The sequence below is a fragment of the Ramlibacter sp. genome, assembly GCF_029866045.1.
Taxonomy (GTDB): domain Bacteria; phylum Pseudomonadota; class Gammaproteobacteria; order Burkholderiales; family Burkholderiaceae_C; genus Ramlibacter.
Window position 1 is genome coordinate 24,681 of sequence record NZ_JARXAB010000146.1, and the last position, 17,591, is coordinate 42,271.

The 17,591-nt window shown below is 63.8% G+C and carries 15 protein-coding genes and 1 tRNA gene; 7 read left to right on the forward strand and 9 right to left on the reverse strand.

Going from position 1 to position 17,591, the window contains the following annotated elements:
* The gene (locus QE494_RS15010; protein WP_300044435.1) at positions 1–1,431 is read left to right on the forward strand and encodes an MmgE/PrpD family protein; all 1,431 of its coding nucleotides are present in this window, start codon (positions 1–3) and stop codon (positions 1,429–1,431) included.
* A 40-nt stretch (positions 1,432–1,471) separates the two neighbouring features.
* On the opposite strand, the gene QE494_RS15015 is transcribed toward QE494_RS15010, so the two are convergent.
* On the reverse strand, positions 1,472–2,137 hold the full coding sequence (locus QE494_RS15015; RefSeq protein ID WP_300044437.1) for a GntR family transcriptional regulator: 666 nt from the start codon (positions 2,135–2,137) through the stop codon (positions 1,472–1,474).
* A gap of 56 nt (positions 2,138–2,193) precedes the next feature.
* On the opposite strand from QE494_RS15015, the gene QE494_RS15020 reads away from it, so the two are divergent.
* The 3 genes from QE494_RS15020 (at position 2,194) to QE494_RS15030 (ending at position 5,507) form a co-directional block, all read left to right on the forward strand.
* Positions 2,194–3,549: an MmgE/PrpD family protein gene (locus QE494_RS15020; RefSeq protein ID WP_300044439.1), complete on the forward strand. Its 1,356-nt coding sequence runs from the start codon at positions 2,194–2,196 to the stop codon at positions 3,547–3,549.
* A 45-nt stretch (positions 3,550–3,594) separates the two neighbouring features.
* Positions 3,595–4,575: a tripartite tricarboxylate transporter substrate binding protein gene (locus QE494_RS15025; RefSeq protein ID WP_300044441.1), complete on the forward strand. Its 981-nt coding sequence runs from the start codon at positions 3,595–3,597 to the stop codon at positions 4,573–4,575.
* Positions 4,576–4,919: 344 nt separating this feature from the next.
* On the forward strand, positions 4,920–5,507 hold the full coding sequence (locus QE494_RS15030; protein WP_300044443.1) for a hypothetical protein: 588 nt from the start codon (positions 4,920–4,922) through the stop codon (positions 5,505–5,507).
* Between the two features lie 173 nt (positions 5,508–5,680).
* Here the strand turns inward: QE494_RS15030 and QE494_RS15035 are convergent, their stop codons facing one another.
* Positions 5,681–6,709, reverse strand: a complete 1,029-nt coding sequence (locus tag QE494_RS15035) for a LacI family DNA-binding transcriptional regulator (RefSeq protein ID WP_300044445.1) — start codon at positions 6,707–6,709, stop codon at positions 5,681–5,683.
* A gap of 361 nt (positions 6,710–7,070) precedes the next feature.
* On the opposite strand from QE494_RS15035, the gene QE494_RS15040 reads away from it, so the two are divergent.
* Positions 7,071–8,045, forward strand: a complete 975-nt coding sequence (locus QE494_RS15040) for a tripartite tricarboxylate transporter substrate binding protein (RefSeq protein ID WP_300044447.1) — start codon at positions 7,071–7,073, stop codon at positions 8,043–8,045.
* 193 nt (positions 8,046–8,238) lie between these two features.
* Here the strand turns inward: QE494_RS15040 and QE494_RS15045 are convergent, their stop codons facing one another.
* The 4 genes from QE494_RS15045 to QE494_RS15060 all read right to left on the reverse strand — a co-directional run bounded on the left by QE494_RS15045 (position 8,239) and on the right by QE494_RS15060 (position 13,680).
* The gene (locus QE494_RS15045; RefSeq protein ID WP_300044448.1) at positions 8,239–9,438 is read right to left on the reverse strand and encodes an acyl-CoA dehydrogenase family protein; all 1,200 of its coding nucleotides are present in this window, start codon (positions 9,436–9,438) and stop codon (positions 8,239–8,241) included.
* A 4-nt stretch (positions 9,439–9,442) separates the two neighbouring features.
* On the reverse strand, positions 9,443–10,285 hold the full coding sequence (locus QE494_RS15050; protein ID WP_300044449.1) for an enoyl-CoA hydratase-related protein: 843 nt from the start codon (positions 10,283–10,285) through the stop codon (positions 9,443–9,445).
* A gap of 119 nt (positions 10,286–10,404) precedes the next feature.
* Positions 10,405–11,502: an acyl-CoA dehydrogenase family protein gene (locus QE494_RS15055; protein WP_300044450.1), complete on the reverse strand. Its 1,098-nt coding sequence runs from the start codon at positions 11,500–11,502 to the stop codon at positions 10,405–10,407.
* Positions 11,503–11,541: 39 nt separating this feature from the next.
* Entirely contained in the window at positions 11,542–13,680 is a 2,139-nt protein-coding gene (locus QE494_RS15060) for an acetate--CoA ligase family protein (protein WP_300044452.1), read from the reverse strand.
* Positions 13,681–13,773: 93 nt separating this feature from the next.
* Between QE494_RS15060 and QE494_RS15065 the strand changes: the two genes are divergently transcribed.
* On the forward strand, positions 13,774–13,992 hold the full coding sequence (locus QE494_RS15065) for a hypothetical protein (RefSeq protein WP_300044453.1): 219 nt from the start codon (positions 13,774–13,776) through the stop codon (positions 13,990–13,992).
* Positions 13,993–13,996: 4 nt separating this feature from the next.
* Here the strand turns inward: QE494_RS15065 and QE494_RS15070 are convergent, their stop codons facing one another.
* The 3 genes from QE494_RS15070 to QE494_RS15080 form a co-directional block, all read right to left on the reverse strand.
* Complete coding sequence (locus tag QE494_RS15070; RefSeq protein ID WP_300044454.1) at positions 13,997–14,329, reverse strand: type II toxin-antitoxin system RelE/ParE family toxin; 333 nt, start codon at positions 14,327–14,329, stop codon at positions 13,997–13,999.
* A complete protein-coding gene (locus tag QE494_RS15075) occupies positions 14,329–14,604 on the reverse strand; it encodes a type II toxin-antitoxin system Phd/YefM family antitoxin (RefSeq protein ID WP_300044455.1) in 276 nt (91 codons plus the stop codon). Before QE494_RS15075 ends, QE494_RS15070 begins: the two co-directional genes overlap by 1 nt.
* A 112-nt stretch (positions 14,605–14,716) precedes the next feature.
* Positions 14,717–14,792, reverse strand: a tRNA-Thr gene (locus QE494_RS15080).
* A gap of 136 nt (positions 14,793–14,928) precedes the next feature.
* On the opposite strand from QE494_RS15080, the gene QE494_RS15085 reads away from it, so the two are divergent.
* On the forward strand, positions 14,929–17,591 hold a 2,663-nt coding region (locus QE494_RS15085), incomplete at its 3' end, for an AMP-binding protein (RefSeq protein WP_300044456.1).

Consider the following 17,591-nt stretch of genomic DNA (forward strand, 5'->3'; position numbering starts at 1 on the left):
ATGGCGCAATCGACCTCCCACGCAGGCGCGGACATTCACCACAACCCCTACACCGGCGGCATTGCCCGCTTTGTCTCGGGTTTGCAGTACGAGGCAGTGCCCGAAGCGGTGCGCACGCGCATCAAGCTTCTGATTCTTGATTCGCTGGGCTGCGCGCTTTACGGAGCAGACCTGCCCTGGACCCGCATCCTCCAGCAAACGCTCTCGGGCCTGGAGGGCGGCGGCATGGGCGACGGCGGCTCGAGCATCTGGGGCACGCCGCTGCGCCTTTCTGCGCCGCATGCGGCCCTGATCAACGGCACCCAGGTTCAGGGCTTTGAGCTCGACGACGTGCACCGCCAGGGTGTGATGCACGTGGGCGCGGTGGTGCTGCCGGCGCTGCTGTCGGTGGCCGAAATGCGCCCCGGTATGAACGGGCGCGAGTTCCTCGCTTCTGCGGTGGCGGGCTATGAGATCGGGCCGCGTGTGGGCATCTGCATGGGCCAGGAACACATTGCCCAAGGCTGGCACTCGGGCGCAACGCTGGGTGTGTTCTCGGCGGCGGCGGGCGCAGCGCGTGGCCTCAAGCTCGATGCCGAACGCACGGTGCATGCCCTGGGCATTGCCGGCACACAGTCTAGCGGGCTGATGGCCGCCCAGTACGGCGCCATGGTCAAACGCATGCACGCGGGCCGCGCCTCGCAAAGCGGCCTGTATGGCGCGCTGCTGGCCGACCAGGGCTTTACCGGCATCGTCAACGTGCTCGAAAGCGAGTACGGTGGCTTTTGCACCACCCTTTCGCGCTCGCAGGACCGGTTCAACCTGGCCGAACTCACCGCCGGTCTCGGCGAGGTCTGGCAGACCATGGGCATTGCGCTCAAGTTCTACTCCTGCGTCGGCAGCAACCACACCACGCTCGACGCGATCCGGCTGATGCAGGAAGAGCGGCCCTTCGGTGCCAACGATGTGAAGCGCATCGTGGTGCACGGCTCGCAGGTCACCATGGACCATGTGGGTTGGAAGTACGTGCCCCAGGGCTTGACCTCGGCGCAGCTGAACCTGCCCTATTGCGTGGCCACCTGGCTGCTCGATGGTGACTGCTTCGTCGACCAGTTCACAGAAGACAAGGTGGCCGACCCCGAGCGCATGCGCATTGCCGACAAGGTGGAGGTTGAGCACGACGCCGAGATCACCGCCTTGGGCTCCAAGTCCCGCCACAAGGTGCGGGTGGTGTGCGAATTGAATGACGGCACCCGCATGGAGCGCACGGTGGAGGCGGGGCGAGGTAACGAGAAGAACTTTGCGTCGCAGGCGGATGTGGTCGAGAAGTTCGAGAAGCTAGCGGTCAAGTCCTTGCCGCTCGAGCGGGTGACCCGCATCCGTGACTGGGTGCTGGCCATGGAGAACCAGACCGATGCTGCCGATCTTGCCCGCCTGCTCTCCGGCCGTTGATGTCGGAGAGGCCGGACGCGGCGCGTCCGACGCCAGCCGCTTAGCCCGCTGGCGTCGCCCGCTGCACCGCCAGCCGCGCATCCAGCGCGCCGCGAATGTGGCGCAGGGCGGCTTCGCGCGCGCCAGCTTCGTCTCGGCGGGCGATGGCTTCCACCAGGTCGCGGTGGTCTTGCAGCACCTTCTCGCGGCGCTCCGGCTTGACCAAGGTGGAGACGCGGCGGTGAGCAGAGAGCGTGTCGGAGAGCGACTGCAAAAACTTCACCAGGTAGCGGTTGCGCGCGGCCTCGGCGATCAAGCGATGGAATTCGAGGTTGTGCTCGAACATGCGCGTGGGCGAGTCGGCCAGCGCCGCTTCGCGCTCGAGCATGTGCTTGAGTGTGCTGATCTCGGCGTCGGTGGCAAAGCGTGCCGCCATGCCGGCCACCATGCTTTCAAGCAGCTCGCGCGCCGCATACAGCTCGTGAATCGCGGCCTCGTCGAAGTCGGCGACCACCAGTCCGCGCTTGGGGTGGGAGGTGAGCAGGCCTTCGCCCTCAAGGCGGCGCAATCCTTCACGCGCAGGCGTGCGGCTGATCTCCAGCCAGTCGGCAACCATGTACTCGGACACGCGGTCGCCCGGCTTCATCTTGTTGCTGGTGATCGCGTCGCGGATCGCCTGGTAGGCGGCATCCCCCAGCGAGACGTTCGGTTTGCGTGGCTTGGTCACGGGCGCGATTGTGGCACGCCCCCCGGCCGATTCACCAGGATCAGGAGAGATCACCCATGACCACTGCGGCGCAAGAACTGGCGCGCTTTGCCACCGGGCTTCGGCTGGAGGACATCCCCGAGCCAGTGAAGGAAAGGGCCCGCGCCTGCATCGCCGACGCGGTGGCCTGTGCGGTCTACGGCGCAGGCTTTGCCTGGAGCCAGCAGGTGGCGGATCTGGGCCGCCGCTACGGCACGGGCGGCAGCTGCGACATCTTCGGCAGCCCTGGCGCCACTGTTCACGCACCGCAGGCGGCCCTGGCCAATGCCTCTGCGGTCCATGCCTTCGAGCAAGACAGCCTGCGCTTTCCCGGCGCCGGCGTGCACCCGGGCGCGGCCCTGGTGCCAGCCCTGGCCGCCGCCTGCCAGGAGACCGGAGCCGACGGCGCGACCGCGCTGCTGGCCTTTGTCGCGGGCTGCGAGGTGTTGTTTCGCATTGGCGCGGCCACTCACCACACCAGCGAGAAGCTGGGCTTTCATGCACCGGGTTTGACCGGTGTCTACGGCGCTACCGTCGCTGCCGGTGTGGTCTATGGCCTGTCCGCGCACGACCTGGCGGGTGCACTCGGCGCAGCCGGCTCCATGTCGGCGGGGTTGCTGGCTTTCAGCAAGGCCGATGGCGGGGCTGCGGTCAAGCGCCTGCACATGGGGCGTGCCTGCGAGGCCGGTATCGTCGCCGCCCGCCTGGGGCAATCGGGTTTTCATGGGCCCAGCACCATCCTCGAAGGGCGCTTTGGCTTTCTGGAGGTGTATGCCCGCGAGGGTGATGCGGCCCTGCTCACGCAGGGGCTGGGGGCGCAGTGGGAGACCTTGCGCATTTGCATGAAGCGCTATGCCTGCCACGTCACCGCGCAAGCGCCGGTTCAGGCGCTGCGCGCGCTGATGGCGCAGGAAGGGTTCAGCGCTGCGGACGTGAGGGAAATGGCTCTCGACTGCGCGCCCAAGGTCTGCAGCCATCACGACATCCGCGCGCCCAAAGACGTGATGCAGGCTCAGTACAGCGTGCCCTTTTGCCTGGCCCTGGCCCTGCACCGGGATCCATCTGACCCCCGCGTGTTCGACGACGCGGCGCTGGCCGACCCGGCAATAGCCCAGACCTGCCAGGCCATCGTGCTACGCCCGGCCACCGACCTGCCCACCGCCTGGAGCGCCCGCCTGGAAGTAACGCTGCGTGATGGCCGGCGCTTTGCGCGTGAGGCGGGGGCTTTCCGCGGCATGCCCCAAGACCCGATCGGCCCCGAGGACGAGCGCGCGCGCTTTCTCTCGCTGTGCCAGTCGCTGGGCCGCCCGGCCGCCGATGCCCTGCATCAGCGCCTGTCTGCGCTGGAGTCCCAGCCGGCCTTCCCGCGGGTGCCTACCCCCCTTGCAAGCTGATGGGATACCACGGCATACTTAATCAAAACGGAGACAAGTACCACCATGACCCTTGTACGCAGAACCTTCATTCAAGGCGCAGCCTCGGCGATTGCCTTGCCCGCCTGGGCCCAGCGCGATCCGGCGGCGGACTACCCGAACCGGCCGATCAAGCTGATTTGCCCCTTCGCGCCCGGCGGCGGGGTGGACCTCACCGCTCGCACGCTGGCCCAGCGCCTGAACGAGTCGTGGGGCCAGCCGGTGGTGGTGGACAACAAGGCCGGTGCCAACGGCACCATCGCGGTTGAGGCCGTGGCCAAGTCGCCGGCCGACGGCTACATGCTGACCATGATCTCCTCGAGCCACTCGGTCAACGTGACCCTGCAGTCGCGCCACCCCTATGACCTCGAGAAGGACGTCATCCCCATCACCCAGGCCACGACGCAGCCCTATTGCCTGGTGGTTAACCCGGCCCTGCCAGTGAAGAACCTGCAGGACCTGATCAACCTCGCGCGCCAAAAGCCCGACACGCTGACCTACGGCTCCTCGGGCATCGGTGGCTTTAGCCACTTGGCCGGTGCGCTATTTGGTTCGGTCACCGGCACCAAGCTGATGCACATTCCCTACAAGGGCGGCGCACCGGCCATGGCTGATGTGATCAGCGGCCAGATCAGCATGCTCTTTTCGACCATCCTGCAGTCGCACACGCACATCAACTCGGGCAAGCTGCGCCCGCTGGCCGTCACCACCACACGTCGCGCCAACGCCCTGCCCGAAATTCCCACCATGCTCGAGTTGGGAGTCAAGCTCGACATGGCCGGCTGGTACGGGGTGATGGCGCCCAGGGGCACGCCCCAGCCCATCGTCGACAAGTTGAACCGCGAGATGTCCCGCATCCTCAAGCTGCCCTCTACACGCGAGCGCCTGGCCGCAGACGGCTCCGAGCCGGTGGGCAACACGCCGGCTGAATTCGGCGCTCACATCGGCTCCGAGATCCGCCGCTGGCGCGCCCTGATCAACGAACTGGGCATCAAGGGCGAGGGCTGATCCTGGCAGGGGCTTGAGGGCCGGCCTTCAGGCCGCCCCTCAGGCCGCCCCAGGGCGACCCGTCCTCAGGTGGCAGGGTGCGTGGAGCGCTCGCGCCGCACCCGTGTGGCAAAGCGGCGCATACAGACCACCCCCATCACATCTGCTGGGCGGTGCTGCCTAGCACGCGAGCGCCCAGCAGGCGAAGGCAGTCGGGCTGGCGGAGAATGGGCGCAGAGGGAACAGCATCGTATTGGAGTGTGGCCAGACTAGGCGCGGCGAGGCCTAGCTCAAGATGAGTATCCTTCGCTAGGCTGCCGAGCACTCGGATCGGCCCCCCAGTCCACCTCTGGAAAGTTCGCGACATGAGCACAGACACCCCTGAAACGCCCGCCGCGCCGTCCGCCGCGGCAGCGCCCACTGCGCCTGCCACGCCCGCAGGGCCCGAGCTCAAGCGCGTCACCACCGAGTATGTGGATGCCGAGGACCGCCTGCGCATATCTGGCGAGACCGGCGACGGCGGCGTGCTGGTGCTGTGGATGACGCAGCGCATGGTTAACCGCCTGATCGGCGCGCTGGCCCAGTGGCTGGAAAAGCAGTCTGGCGATGTGCTGCCGGTGGAGGTGGCCCAGGGCGTGGCGATGAAAACCGCCATGTCCTCACTGCCGCCCTCGCCGCCGGTCAAGCCCAAGGAGAACGAAACGGTCGCGGCCTATTTGGTGCAAACGGTGGACCTCAACTTCTCGCCCGCCCGCTGCGTGCTGAAGTTCAAGACCTCTGCCACCGGCCCGGAGCAGGCCCGGCTTGCCTTTGACGCCAAGCACCTGCGCTGGTGGCTGGGCATTCTTCGCAATCTCTACGGTCGTGCGGAGTGGCCGACGCAGAGCTGGCCGGACTGGTTGGCGGAGAACAAGAAGCCGGCGGGGGAAGAGCGGCCTTTGGTGGTGCATTGAGGCGTATCCCGGTCTCGGATAGATCACCGCCCGGTGTCAACGCATGTCATCAATCTGGACTCCGCAGCGCAGGAGGGATGGCTTGCTTTTTGAGCCTAAGGTTCAGGCGCTGCTACCCTCGCTCGACCTCCCGGGTCTATCGACAAGATCGATGGGCCTCGGGTTTGGTCGGTTCACGCTGGCGGTACCGGGCCGGTGGACGCCCGAACGATCAGGTCGATTTCGACCTCGGCAACCCTCGGCATGGGTACCTGATCAATGCTGGCGATAATCCGGTCCGCGACCATCTGCCACATCCGTTCGGTTGGCACATGCATCGTCGTAAGGGATGGGTGGATATGGCGCGCCATTTCCAGGTCATCGAAGCCGGTCACCGAAACCTGCCCGGGCACCTCGATTCCCATCGTCGCGGCTTCCAGCAGGGCGCCAATAGCCAGCACATCGATCGCGCACAGCACGGCTGTCGGTCGCTCGGGAGCTTGCATCAGCCTGCGAAAGCCTTCACGCGCTCGCTCCAGGGAATAGGGCATCTCGATCACACATCGTGGATCTAGCTGCAGGCCTGCCAGCGCCAGTGCCTGGCGCACACCGCCAACCCGGTCCGCTGCACGGTCGTTATGAACGGTGACGCCAGCCAGCATCCCGAAACGACGGTGTCCGAGATCCAACAGGTAACGCACAGCCTTCCCAATGGCAGAAGCGTTGTCGTAGCCAACGCAGACCCGATCCGGCTCTGGGCTGATCGTCATCGTGTGCACTGTCTTCAGCTTCCTTTGGCGCAGGAACTGTAGCAACTCCGGACTCTGTCTGTTACCGCAGAGAGCCAAGGCATCCGCGCCACTTCGGGCCAGATGGATCGCTTGGCGCATTTCAACCTGCGGGTCGTAATTACTCGTCGCAATCAGCAACTGCCGACCGGAGTCGGCGAGTCGCTGTTGAAGTGCGTCGATAGCCTTTGCAAAGATCGCGCTATCGATTGTTGGAAACACTGCACCGACTGTGCCGCTTCGTTGCAGCTTTAGCGCTCTGGCTCCTGAATTGGGTACGTAACCCAAGCGCATCACGGCTTCGAGCACGCGCCCACGCAGCACCTCCCTTACCGCATCCGGCCGATTCAACACACGCGAGACGGTGGCTGTCGAGACCCCTGCATCGCTGGCAACGTCTTCAATCGTCGGTAACCCGACTTTGTGGATTTCCATTCGCAGAAATGTAAGCGATTGCTGCACTGAAGCAACGCCCACCTAAACAGGTTGCCCCCCAAAAACCCCTTTTCAAAATCAGTTCTCAGTTGACTAGGTAGATTCGATTTGCAAAAATTTTAAAAAAACATGCAATCGTTTACATTCGCTTCACTAGGTAGATTCGGGCGGACAACTGCCTGAGTCTCGGCCTCTTGATCCCAGACAGAACCTCCAATTCATGATTCTTTGACCATCCAAAACCTCAGGAATACGGATCGGATCGCAAGGCCATATGCGCTCTGCGGTCGACCAGATCGCCCCGAGCTTGTTCCTTTTGTTCACCACTATTTGCAGTTCTAGACTGATACACGGAGACCTTATGAAGTTTTTTTCGATGGCATCGCTGGTATCGCTTGCAGTCGCACTTGCGCTCTCCGGTCCGGTCTCGGCACAGGATTTCCCTAACCGACCGATCACACTCGTCGTTCCTTGGCCAGCCGGCGGCATTGCTGATCAGGCGGCCCGCGTCTTTGGTAAGTCAATGTCCTCCACCCTGGGTAAGCCCGTGGTGATCGACAACAAGCCTGGCGCCGGCGGGATTGTTGGCGGAAGCTTTGTCGCCAACGCGAAGCCAGATGGCTACACGATGTTTTATGGATCTGACACCGCAATGGTCTCCTACCCATTCGTGACCAAGAGCCCGCTTTATCTGCCGGAAAAAGCGTTCGCGCCTGTGCATGGATTGTCCGAGTCACCGCTCATGATCGCGGTCCGTAGCGATGCACCCTACAAGACGCTTCCCCAGTTGATCGACTTCGCGCGAAAGAACCCCGGAAAGGTCAATTACTTCACCTTGGGGCAGGGGTCGTTACTGCATGTGCTGATGGAACTCCTCGAGAAAGAGGCCAAAGTGACGATGACCCAGGTGCCGTACAAGGGCGGGCCGCAGGGTTACCAGGACTTCCTTGGCGGCCAGATCGATGTCATGGTCGACTATCAGTCTGGATTCAAACCCTTGGAGGCCAATGGGAGGGCCGTCGCCATCGCGGTGGCTTCCTCCGCTCGTCTGGCTGGCATGCCAAATGTGCCTACCTTCTCCGAGCAGGGTTACCCCGGCGTGGTGCTGGGGCCGTTTGCCTTGCTGGCAGTGCCGGCCGAGACACCCAAGCCGGTGATCGACAAGCTCGCAGCGGCGGCAGCCCAGGCGCACAAGGACCCTGATGTCGTTAAATATCTTGTCGAACGAGGTTCAGTCCCGCTCAGATCCGGGCCGGATGAGACGAAGATGTACCTGGATAAGCGGCGCGTGATCACCAAGCAGCTGCTCGACGCAGTCGGCATCAAGCCGGAATGAACTAGCCAGCGGCAAGCTTGGCGTCTATCAGGTCCTGGAACGACTCTTGCGCCGCCCCCTTGCAGGCCGTATCAGCCTGAGGTGAGCGAAGTCGGCTAATCCACCGGTTGTCAGCAGGGCCCACCTGGCTTCCATGTGCATGGTTCACTTGGGCGCCTTGGTCTGTGACAACACATAACCGCAGCGATCAGCGCTACGGCTTCGCGTCTGGCAGTCCAAGTATCCGCTTGGAAATGATGTTGTTCTGGATCTCGTGAGTGCCCCCGTATATTGACCCTGACTTCCCCCGAAGCCAGAGCCTCACCGATTCGAGGGCTTCCTGGGGATAGGCATCGCCGTCCCAGCCCAGGCCATCATGCCCGAGCAATTCGATAATGAGCTCCATGCGGGTCTGATCTGCAGCGATGGTCGCATTTTTGAGGATTGACGTTGCCGCGCCAGCGTCAAGGCCAGCCCGGTTTTCGAGCGCGATTCTTTGGTTTGTGAGCGCGACGGCCCGTGCATCTATCTCGTGTGCGGCTAGGCGGGCTCGTAGATCGGCGTCTGCCAGCCTGCCATCTGAGTCAAAGGCGCCGTACTCCCGCACGACGTCTGCCAGCCTCCGGACGCTCCGTGCGCGACGGGTGTCGCCGATCCCGCTCCGCTCGAACTGCAGCAAGCGCTTTGCTATTGCCCATCCGCCATTGAGTTGACCGACAAGGTTGGCCTTGGGAACGACCACATCCTTGAAAAATACCTCGCAAAACGTCGAGCCGCCATAGATCAACTTGATTGGCTGGGCTTCTACACCCGGCGAGCGCATGTCGATCAGAACGAAGCTGATTCCACCCTGCTTGCGCGTCCGGTCGGTGCGGACCAAGCAGAAACACCAGTGCGCAAAGTGCGCGCCGCTTGTCCAGACCTTTTGGCCGTTGATCAGGAAACTATCGCCCCGATCCTCGGCGAGGCACTGCAGTGAGGCAAGATCAGACCCCGCGCCGGGTTCGGAATAGCCTTGGCACCATCGAACTTCGCCGCGGGCCACGGGCGGCAGATGCTGCAGCTTCTGCTCTTCGCTTCCAAATTCCAGTAGTGTCGGACCCAGAAGGTTCACGCTCATCCCTTGTACCGGGTTGGTCGCGCCGATTCGCCCCATCTCGTGAGTCAGTACCTCTACCTGTGCTTCGGATAGCCCGCCACCGCCGTAGCGCTGGGGCCAACGGGGGACCGTCCACCCCTTGGCACCTAACCTGACCTTCCACAAGAGGAAATCAGGATTGCAATTGTCGGGCCCGAAGATATCGACGGCTTGCCGAGCGGGGTTGTCTGCGAGGCTGGTCGGGAAGTTCTCCGCGAGCCAATCCCGCACTTCCAGACGAAACGCCCCGGTGTCGGTATCTTCTTCGGGATTCATGGTTCTACCTGTGGCGCGGTGGTACTTGGAGCACGGACGGCGAGTCCTTGGACTTGGACATGGTCCACTTTGGCGGCCTGCGCTCCAGGAACGCCGACACGCCCTCGCGGGCATCGGGTTGCTGGCCTGTCCAGGCAAATACCTCACGTTGAAGCTGATCGGCTTGTTGCCAATCCCGGTTCAGAAAGTCGTACATCAGCCGCTTGGTGATCGCGACTGAGACTGGGGCAGTGTTTTCAGCGATGTCGTTTGCCAGCGCCATCGCGGTGCTCAGGACGTCGGCGCGAGGCACGGATCGGTTTATGAGCCCAAGTTCCTTGCCCTCGGCACCCAGGAAGATGCGCCCCGTCAAAAGCAGGTCCATCGCGGGGCCGTAGCCGATCATGCGGGGAATCGTCCACAGGAGGTCTGCATCTGGCATGACCCCCCGACGATTGAAGACGAAGCCCAACTTCGCGTCCTCTGCCGCGACGCGCAGGTCCCAGGCCATGGTCTGAGTCAGCCCAGCCCCAACAGCTGCGCCATTGATCGCAGCGATGATGGGGGTCTTGGTTTGGCGGGCCTGGATCGCCTCTCGTGTGCTGCGCCGGTCGTCGTCGTTGCCGGTTGCTCCACCACGTCCCGAGAAGGTATCTGATCCGCCACCCAGATCGGCGCCAGCGCAAAAGGCATTTCCATGCCCGGTGACGACGACGGCCCGAACCGCATCGTTCGCATCCGCCTCAGCGAAACTATGTAGCAGTTCATGGGCCATGCGAAAGGTCCAGGCATTCATCCGCTCTGGCCGGTGCAGGGTGACCAGCTGAACCGGCCCTTGGCGCTCAACCAGAATCTGTTCATATTTCATCGCGATGACTCCCAGTCATGGAAACGAGAGCCTCGCTCCGGTTGAAAAAGGGCGGTCTGAACCGCAGGCCTAGATGTTCGATCCGACCACCCTGCGCTGGTAGTGGAATCCCCTTCGGATCAATACCCCTGCAATCTGGCATACCGATCCCTATGAAACGCCTGATTGCCGAAAACTGCTTCCGCAGCACGGGCTCGCTTCAAAAAAAACCCTGCGTCATGAGCGTCGGTCATCGCGATCCCGCCATGCATCTGAACCATTTCGTTGCTCACCAAGCGGAACGTATCGCCAACCTTGACCTTTGCCAAGCTGACCAACGCTGCAGTGTCGGATGATTGGGCGTCAATCGCCATGCAGGCGGCCTCGACGGCTGACTGCGACAGTTCCAGTTCAGTGAACATTTTGGCTGCCCTGTGCTGCAAGGCCTGGAAGCTGCCAATGGGCTGATCGAACTGCACGCGGGTTTTCAGGTAGTCCAGTGTGATGGCGAAAGCTTGGCGGGCGGAGCCCAGCATTTCAGCGCAAATCCCCGCGCGTGCCCTGTCCAAGACCTTGTCCAGCAGCTCGGTACCGCCCGTTAGCATGTCGGCATTGGTGACAGCGACGTCCTTGAAAGTCAGATTTGCGGCGCCTCGGCTGTCCGCCAGGAAGAGCCTCTGGCGCGACACCCCTTCTGCATCGGCATTTACGAGGAACAGCTCCAGAGTGCCAGCGGATCGGGCGGAAACCACGAAAAGGTGTGCCGCCATGCCTTCAAGCACGAAGACCTTCTGGCAAGACAACTTGCCATCCTTCACCTCGGCCTCCACCCTGAGCGGGTCGTGGTGCCTAGTCTCGTCAACGGCAAGCGTCACGATAGCGGTCCCGTCCGCCACACTTGGCAGCCAGGTCTGTTTCTGTCTGGCACTTCCGCCCAAGACCAAGGCTGATGCGCCAGCAAGGCCGCAGGCGATTAGCGGCGACGCCGTTAGCGTTCGTCCGAGCGCTTCGATCACGAGAGCAAGATCGAGGCATCCTAGGCTCGAACCGCCATACTCTTCAGGAACGATCGTACCGATCCAACCCATCTCAGCGATTTCAGCCCAGACCGCCGGTTCGAAACCCAACTCGGAGCCCTGGTCGCGCAGGCTGCGCAAGGCGCGGATGGGTGACCTTCGCATTGCCCATTCCTCGGCTGCATCGCGCAGCATTTGCTGCTCCACGGTCAGGACGGCCATCGTTCGTTCCTCATTGTCTGCGCCTCTGGGTGTTCTCGCTCAGCTGCGCCGTACGATCAGTGCGTCTACGGCGACTACTCGTGCGCCGCTACAGATCAAGGGGTTGACGTCGAACTCGGTGACCAAATCTCGCTGATCTTCTGAGAACTCCGATATCCGGGCAATGACATCGGTGAGCGAACGTTCATCGACTGGCGCCATGCCACGAAAACCCTCTAGTGCCTTGCGGCCTTTGAGACGGCTCAGCATGCGGCCCGCTTCGCTGCTGGTCACCGGTGCTAGTTCCAGTGCGGTGTCGTTCATCAATTCAACCATGACTCCGCCCAGGCCGACAACGATCTGTGCGCCGAACTGTTCGTTCGTGCGCCCGCCCACCATGATCTCGATGCCTTTCGGGGCCATGGGCTGGATCAACACGCCGTTGATCCGCTCCTTGCGTGCGTTCTGAAGCGCATGGGTCATCACGACTTCATAGGCTGCGCGGACATCGGCCTCGGTGCGTAAATCGAGGCGGATAACGCCGGCTTCGGTTTTGTGAGCAATGTCCGGAGACTCGACCTTCATCGCCACCGGATAACCGAGCCGTGTAGCCGCCTCGACCGCCGCGTCAGCGTCTTGCACCAAGTGCTCGTCCGTCACTGGCACGCCGTAGATCGCCAACGCTGCTTTGGCCTCGCGCTCGGTCAGGGTCGTATTCGGAGATTGGCGGATCAACGCTGCGGCGCGCTCCCTGGCATCCGGAGGCGACAGGCGAATTCGTTGCTTCGGCTGTTCCCGATTTTGATCCTCGCGCCAATGCCAGGCGGCGATGGCGGCGAAACACCGGCTATGAGAGCGGAACAAAGCGACATTCGGATCCATGGTCGCTTCCCGGCTGCCTGGTCCGTCGCTCCACTGGGTACTCCATGTTACGCAAATCATCTTGCGATGCTGGCGCGCAAGCGCGCTGTACAAGGCAATCGCAGCAGCCTGATTCTGGGTGGCAGTGCCTAGATTCACCACCAGGGTCCCGAAGGCGGGGTCGCTGAGCAGCGCGTCAGCACAGATACGCGTCATATCGGGTCTCGATACGATCTGCGCGGTCACGTCACAGGGATTACGCGGCGAGCCAAACTCCGGGATGGTGGCAAACAACGTCTTGCTTGCCTCTTCGTTCGGCTGGGGCAGCGGCACGCCATGCAGCTCCGCCTTGTCTGCGGCGATGATGCCCGCTCCGCCAGAGGCACTCAAAACGGCCACTCCCTTGGCCGTCAGCGCAGGGAGCTTGGCGAAGAATGCGGTGGTCTCGATCAGGTCTTCGAGGTTGTCCACCACGACCATGCCTGCACGCGTAAACAGGGCGCGATAAGCCGCAGTCGATCCGGCCAAAGACCCGGTGTGGGAAATGGCGGCAGCAGCTCCCAACTCGCCCGTGCCCACTTTGTAAACTACGACAGGCTTGTTGAACGCCCTGGCTCGCTCGCCGGCCTCGAGCAGGCGAAGCGGATCCGGCATTCCCTCGAACACGCAAGCGATGGCCTGGCAGGTTGGCTCCTCCGCGAGGTAGGCGATAGCATCAGCCACATCGAAGTCGCAGGAGTTCCCGGACAACAGCAGATGGCTGATCGACACACCGGTTTCGGCCGCCTGACACAAGGACACGCCCAAAGCCCCCGACTGGCTCACCACGCCGATGCCGCGCGCGCCCAGCATGCGTGTTCGCAAGGTGCTGACGAAACTGACCAACGCGCCGCTGGCAAAGTTGAACTGACCCATCACGTTGGGGCCGATGATCGGGATTCCAGAAGCGCGCGCAATCGCGGTGAGGCGCGCCTGCTGTGCAACTCGTTCTGCCTTGCCCGTCTCCGCATAGCCGGACGCATAGACCACGATTCCGCCGACCTTCCTGGCGACGCACTCATGGATGATGGGCTCAACCGACTCCCGCGGCACCGCGACGACAACACAGTCTGGCGACTCGGGCAGGTCTGTTATCGACCGATAGCAGGGGCGATCATCGATGCTGGTGTACTTGGAATTCACCAGATGGAGGCGGCCAGCGTAGTGGGCAAGGTTTGCCAACGTCAGGGCACCAAAGGAAGACGCCGTCGGCGATGCCCCGACGATGGCGATGCTCTCCGGTTGAATGAGGCGGGCCAAGCCAGCACGGGAAAAGACTTGGCGGTGCGACGGGGACACGCAATTGCTCCTTGTACTCACCAGCCGGGGGCGATTCGACGGAAAGGATAGGCTTCACCAAGTAGTGAGGTGCTTGAACGAGATTGTAATCGATTGCAAATTGGAGTCTGCCGAGGGCTGCTCAAGTTCAAGACCACCACCACCGGGCCGGAGCAGGCCCGGCTGGCCTTTGACGCCAAGCACCTGCGCTGGTGGCTGGGGATCTTGCGTAATCTCTATGGGCGGGCAGGCTGGCCGACGCAGAACTGGCCGGACTGGTTGGCGGAGAACAAGAAGCCTGCGGGGGAAGAGCGGCCGTTGGTGGTGCATTGAACGCTCAGGCACCCAACAAGCGCCGCGTCAATAAGGCTTGCATGTCACGCCGCCCATCTGCGATCACATAGACCAGGACGGCGTCTCCGGCGACTCGATAGATCAAGCGATAGGGCTTAAAGAACACCTGCCTGTACTCTTTGATCCCCAGCGCCACCAGTTCCTTCGGATAGCTGCCTCGTTCTGGCAAGACAGACAGCTTTTCAGCCGCGGCCGCCAACTGTTCCAACACGTACTGCGCCTTGGCCGGGGCGTCAAACTCGGCGATGTAGTCATAGATCGCCTCGATGTCCTGCTCCGCCCCGTGGGTGAGGAGGACCCGGTGCCCGCCAGCCATCAGCCCTGTGCCTTCTTGGCCTTGAGGCGGGAAATCACCTCACCGATAGGTTTGACCCTGCCAGCAGCCACCTCCTCGTTACCGAGTGCCAGCATTTTCAGCAGAGCCAAAGTTTCCTGTGTTGCCTCGAAGCTCGCCACATCCTGCAGTACCGCCTTGGCCTCGCCGTTTTGCGTGATGATCAGCGGCTCTCGCTTTTCACTGAGTGTGGTCAGCACCTCGGCGGCATGGGCCTTGAGAAAACTGATGGGTTTGACCTGCGTTGAATAGCGCATGGGACTTCCTTAGGGAGGACTGAATATAGTCCTTAAAAAGTCCCGTCACAAGGACCCAAGCCGAGATCCGCAAGGCCAAAAAAAAGACCTGATCAAGTCAGGTCTTTCAATGTGGTGCCGGAGAGATGAATCGAACACCCGACCTTCTCATTACGAATGAGCTGCTCTACCGACTGAGCTACACCGGCTTTCCGGTCGCGATTATATCGCCAGCCTCCCCCGGCCCTTTCGCGCCAGCCCGGACGAAGCCCGCGCGCATGGGCCGGGCGCGCGCTGCGGCGAGGCACCGGCCGGCAAACTGGCTGGCAGGGAGTCCTGCCGCTCATGTCCACCCCATCACCCTCTCAGATACCCTCTCAGATCGCCACTTTTGCCGTCGCCCTGTCCGCCGCCAGCGGCCAGGACCTGACTGCGCCCCCCGCCCTTCAGGCCTGGGCCGTGCGCGAGTGGCCGGCCTTTTGGCGCTTTTTCCTCGGTTGGTGTGACCTGCAACCGGGCAGGCCCGGGGTCGAGGGCGACACCCAGCCCACCTACCTAGGCAAAGGCATCGAGCAGACGAGCTTCTTCCCCAACCTGCGCCTGAACTGGGCCGATCGGCTGCTGGACCTCTCTGTGGCCGAGGCAGCGCAACCCGCGCTAGTGGCCTGCCATGGCAACGGCAGCCGCGAGACCTGGTCGCGTGGTGCGCTGCGCGATCGGGTAGCCCGCCTGGCCGATGCCTTTACCACCCAGGGCCTGGCCCCCGGCGACCGGGTGGTGGCGGTGCTGCGCAACGACGCCGAGGCGGCAACCTTGGCCTTGGCGGTGGCCGCAGTCGGTGCCACCTTGTCGGTGGCCGCGCCCGAGATGGGGCTCGAAGCCCTGGCCGATCGCTTTGAGCCGCTGGCACCGCGCTGGCTGCTGGCCCATATTGCGCCGCGCCTGCACGACGCGGGCGACCCGCTGGACGACAAGGTTGCGGCCCTGGCCCGGCGCTTACCGACGCTGCAAGCCGTGGTGGCGGTCGACGGTGCGTCGCCCCAGGGCCCCTGGCAGGAGTGGACGCTCGAGGCCCTGGCTGCCACCGGCCAGCTGGCGCGCTTCGACTGGCCGCTTCAACCCTTCAACCATCCGCTGTTCATCCTCTTTTCTTCGGGCACCACCGGTCGGCCCAAGGCCATCGTGCACGGGGCGGGCGGTACGCTGCTCGAGCACCTGAAAGAACACCGGCTGCACTGCAACCTGCGGTCTGGCGAGCGCATGTACTTCCACACCAGCTGCAGCTGGATGATGTGGCAGTGGCAGTTGGCAGCCCTGGCCAGCGGTGTGACCCTGGTCCTTTACGACGGGCCAGTGGACGGTGCAGAGACGCTGTGGTCGCTGGTGGCGCGTGAGCGGGTACAGGTTTTTGGCACCAGCCCGGCCTACCTGCGGCTGGGGCAGTCCTGCGGGCTGGAGCCGGCGCGCGAATTCGACCTGGGGGCCTTGCGCGCCATCTTGTCCACGGGCGCCATCTTGCAAGACGCGCAGTTTGATTGGGTGGCGCGCGCGGTGGGGCCGCAGGCACTGCAGTCGATCAGCGGTGGCACCGACATTCTGGGCTGCTTTGTGCTGGGTCATCCCGACCTGCCGGTGCCGCGGGGCCACGCGCAATGCTGCAGCCTGGGGCTGGACGTGCAGGTCTGGCGCGACGGCCGGCCGTTGTCCGGGGGGGAGGACGCGGTCAGTGGAGTGAGCGCAGGTCGCGTAACGACCGCAACAAACGCAACAAGCGCAACGAGTGGACAGAGCCGGGTGGGCCAATTAGTCTGCGCCAATCCCTTCCCTTCGCGGCCACTGGGTTTTTTTGGCGACGCAGATGGCGCGCGCTTTCACGCTGCCTATTTTGCCGAGCACCCCGGGGTGTGGACGCATGGTGACCTGATCGAGTTCGGCCCTGAAGGCGGCGTGCGCCTGCACGGGCGCAGCGACGGTCTGCTCAATATCCGCGGCATCAAGCTGGCGCCGGCAGAGATCGCGCGCGCGCTCGCCGACGAGCCGGAGGTAGCCGAGGTGATGGTGGTGGAGCAGGCCGGTGAGCCGCCTCGTGTGGTGGCCTTGCTGGTGTTGGCGGGGGCCGCAACGACAACAGCAGCGGCTCCATCAACGGCAATGTCGCCAAGAGCAGCGTCATCATCGGCAGCATCGTTGGCGGCAGCGATAGCCCCAAGAGCAACAACGGCAACAGCAGCAACAACATCAGTAGCAACCGGATCCGCTCCCCGGAGCGAGCTTGCCCTGCTGGCGCGGCTGCGGCGCACCATCGCCCAGCGGCTGTCGCCCGCGCATGTGCCAGACCGCCTGCTGCTGGTGCCCGCGCTACCGGTCACCCACAACGGCAAGCCGTCCGAGGCGGCAGCGCGAGCGGCGCTGTGCGGTCAGGCGCCGGCGAACCTGCTGTCCCTGCGCAATCCGGAGTGCCTGGCCCTCATTGCCGCAGCGGCAAGGCCCGACCCGGCCCTGGCCATGGCCCGGGAATCGAGGCTTGACCCCACCTTCGAATCGGGGTTCGAGCCGAGGCCTGACGTGGGGCCTCACCCGCAGCCTCTGGGCGCAGCGAACGACGCGCACCCGGCCCTTGAACTGCTGCCTCGCCTGCAGGTCTTGTGGGCCGAAGTGCTGGACCTGCCAGCCGTCGGTCCCGACGACCACTTCATGGACCTGGGCGGTACCTCGCTGCATGCGGCCATGGTGCTCTCCCGCTTGCGCCCGCTGGCCGGCTGCAGCCTGCCGCTGGCCAGCCTGCTGCACGCGCCCACGCCGCGCCAGTTGGCGGCGCTGGCGCTGCAAGCCCCGGCGGGTGTTGACAGCGCGGTCCCTCTAGGCCACCCGGTGCATCCGGTTCATCCACTCTGGGTCGACCTCCGGGCTGGCCAGGGGCGGCCGCTGGTGTTGGTGCATGGCCTCAGCGGCACGGTGATGGAATGCTGGCCCCTGGTGCAGGCGCTGCGCGGGCCGCGTCCCTTGGC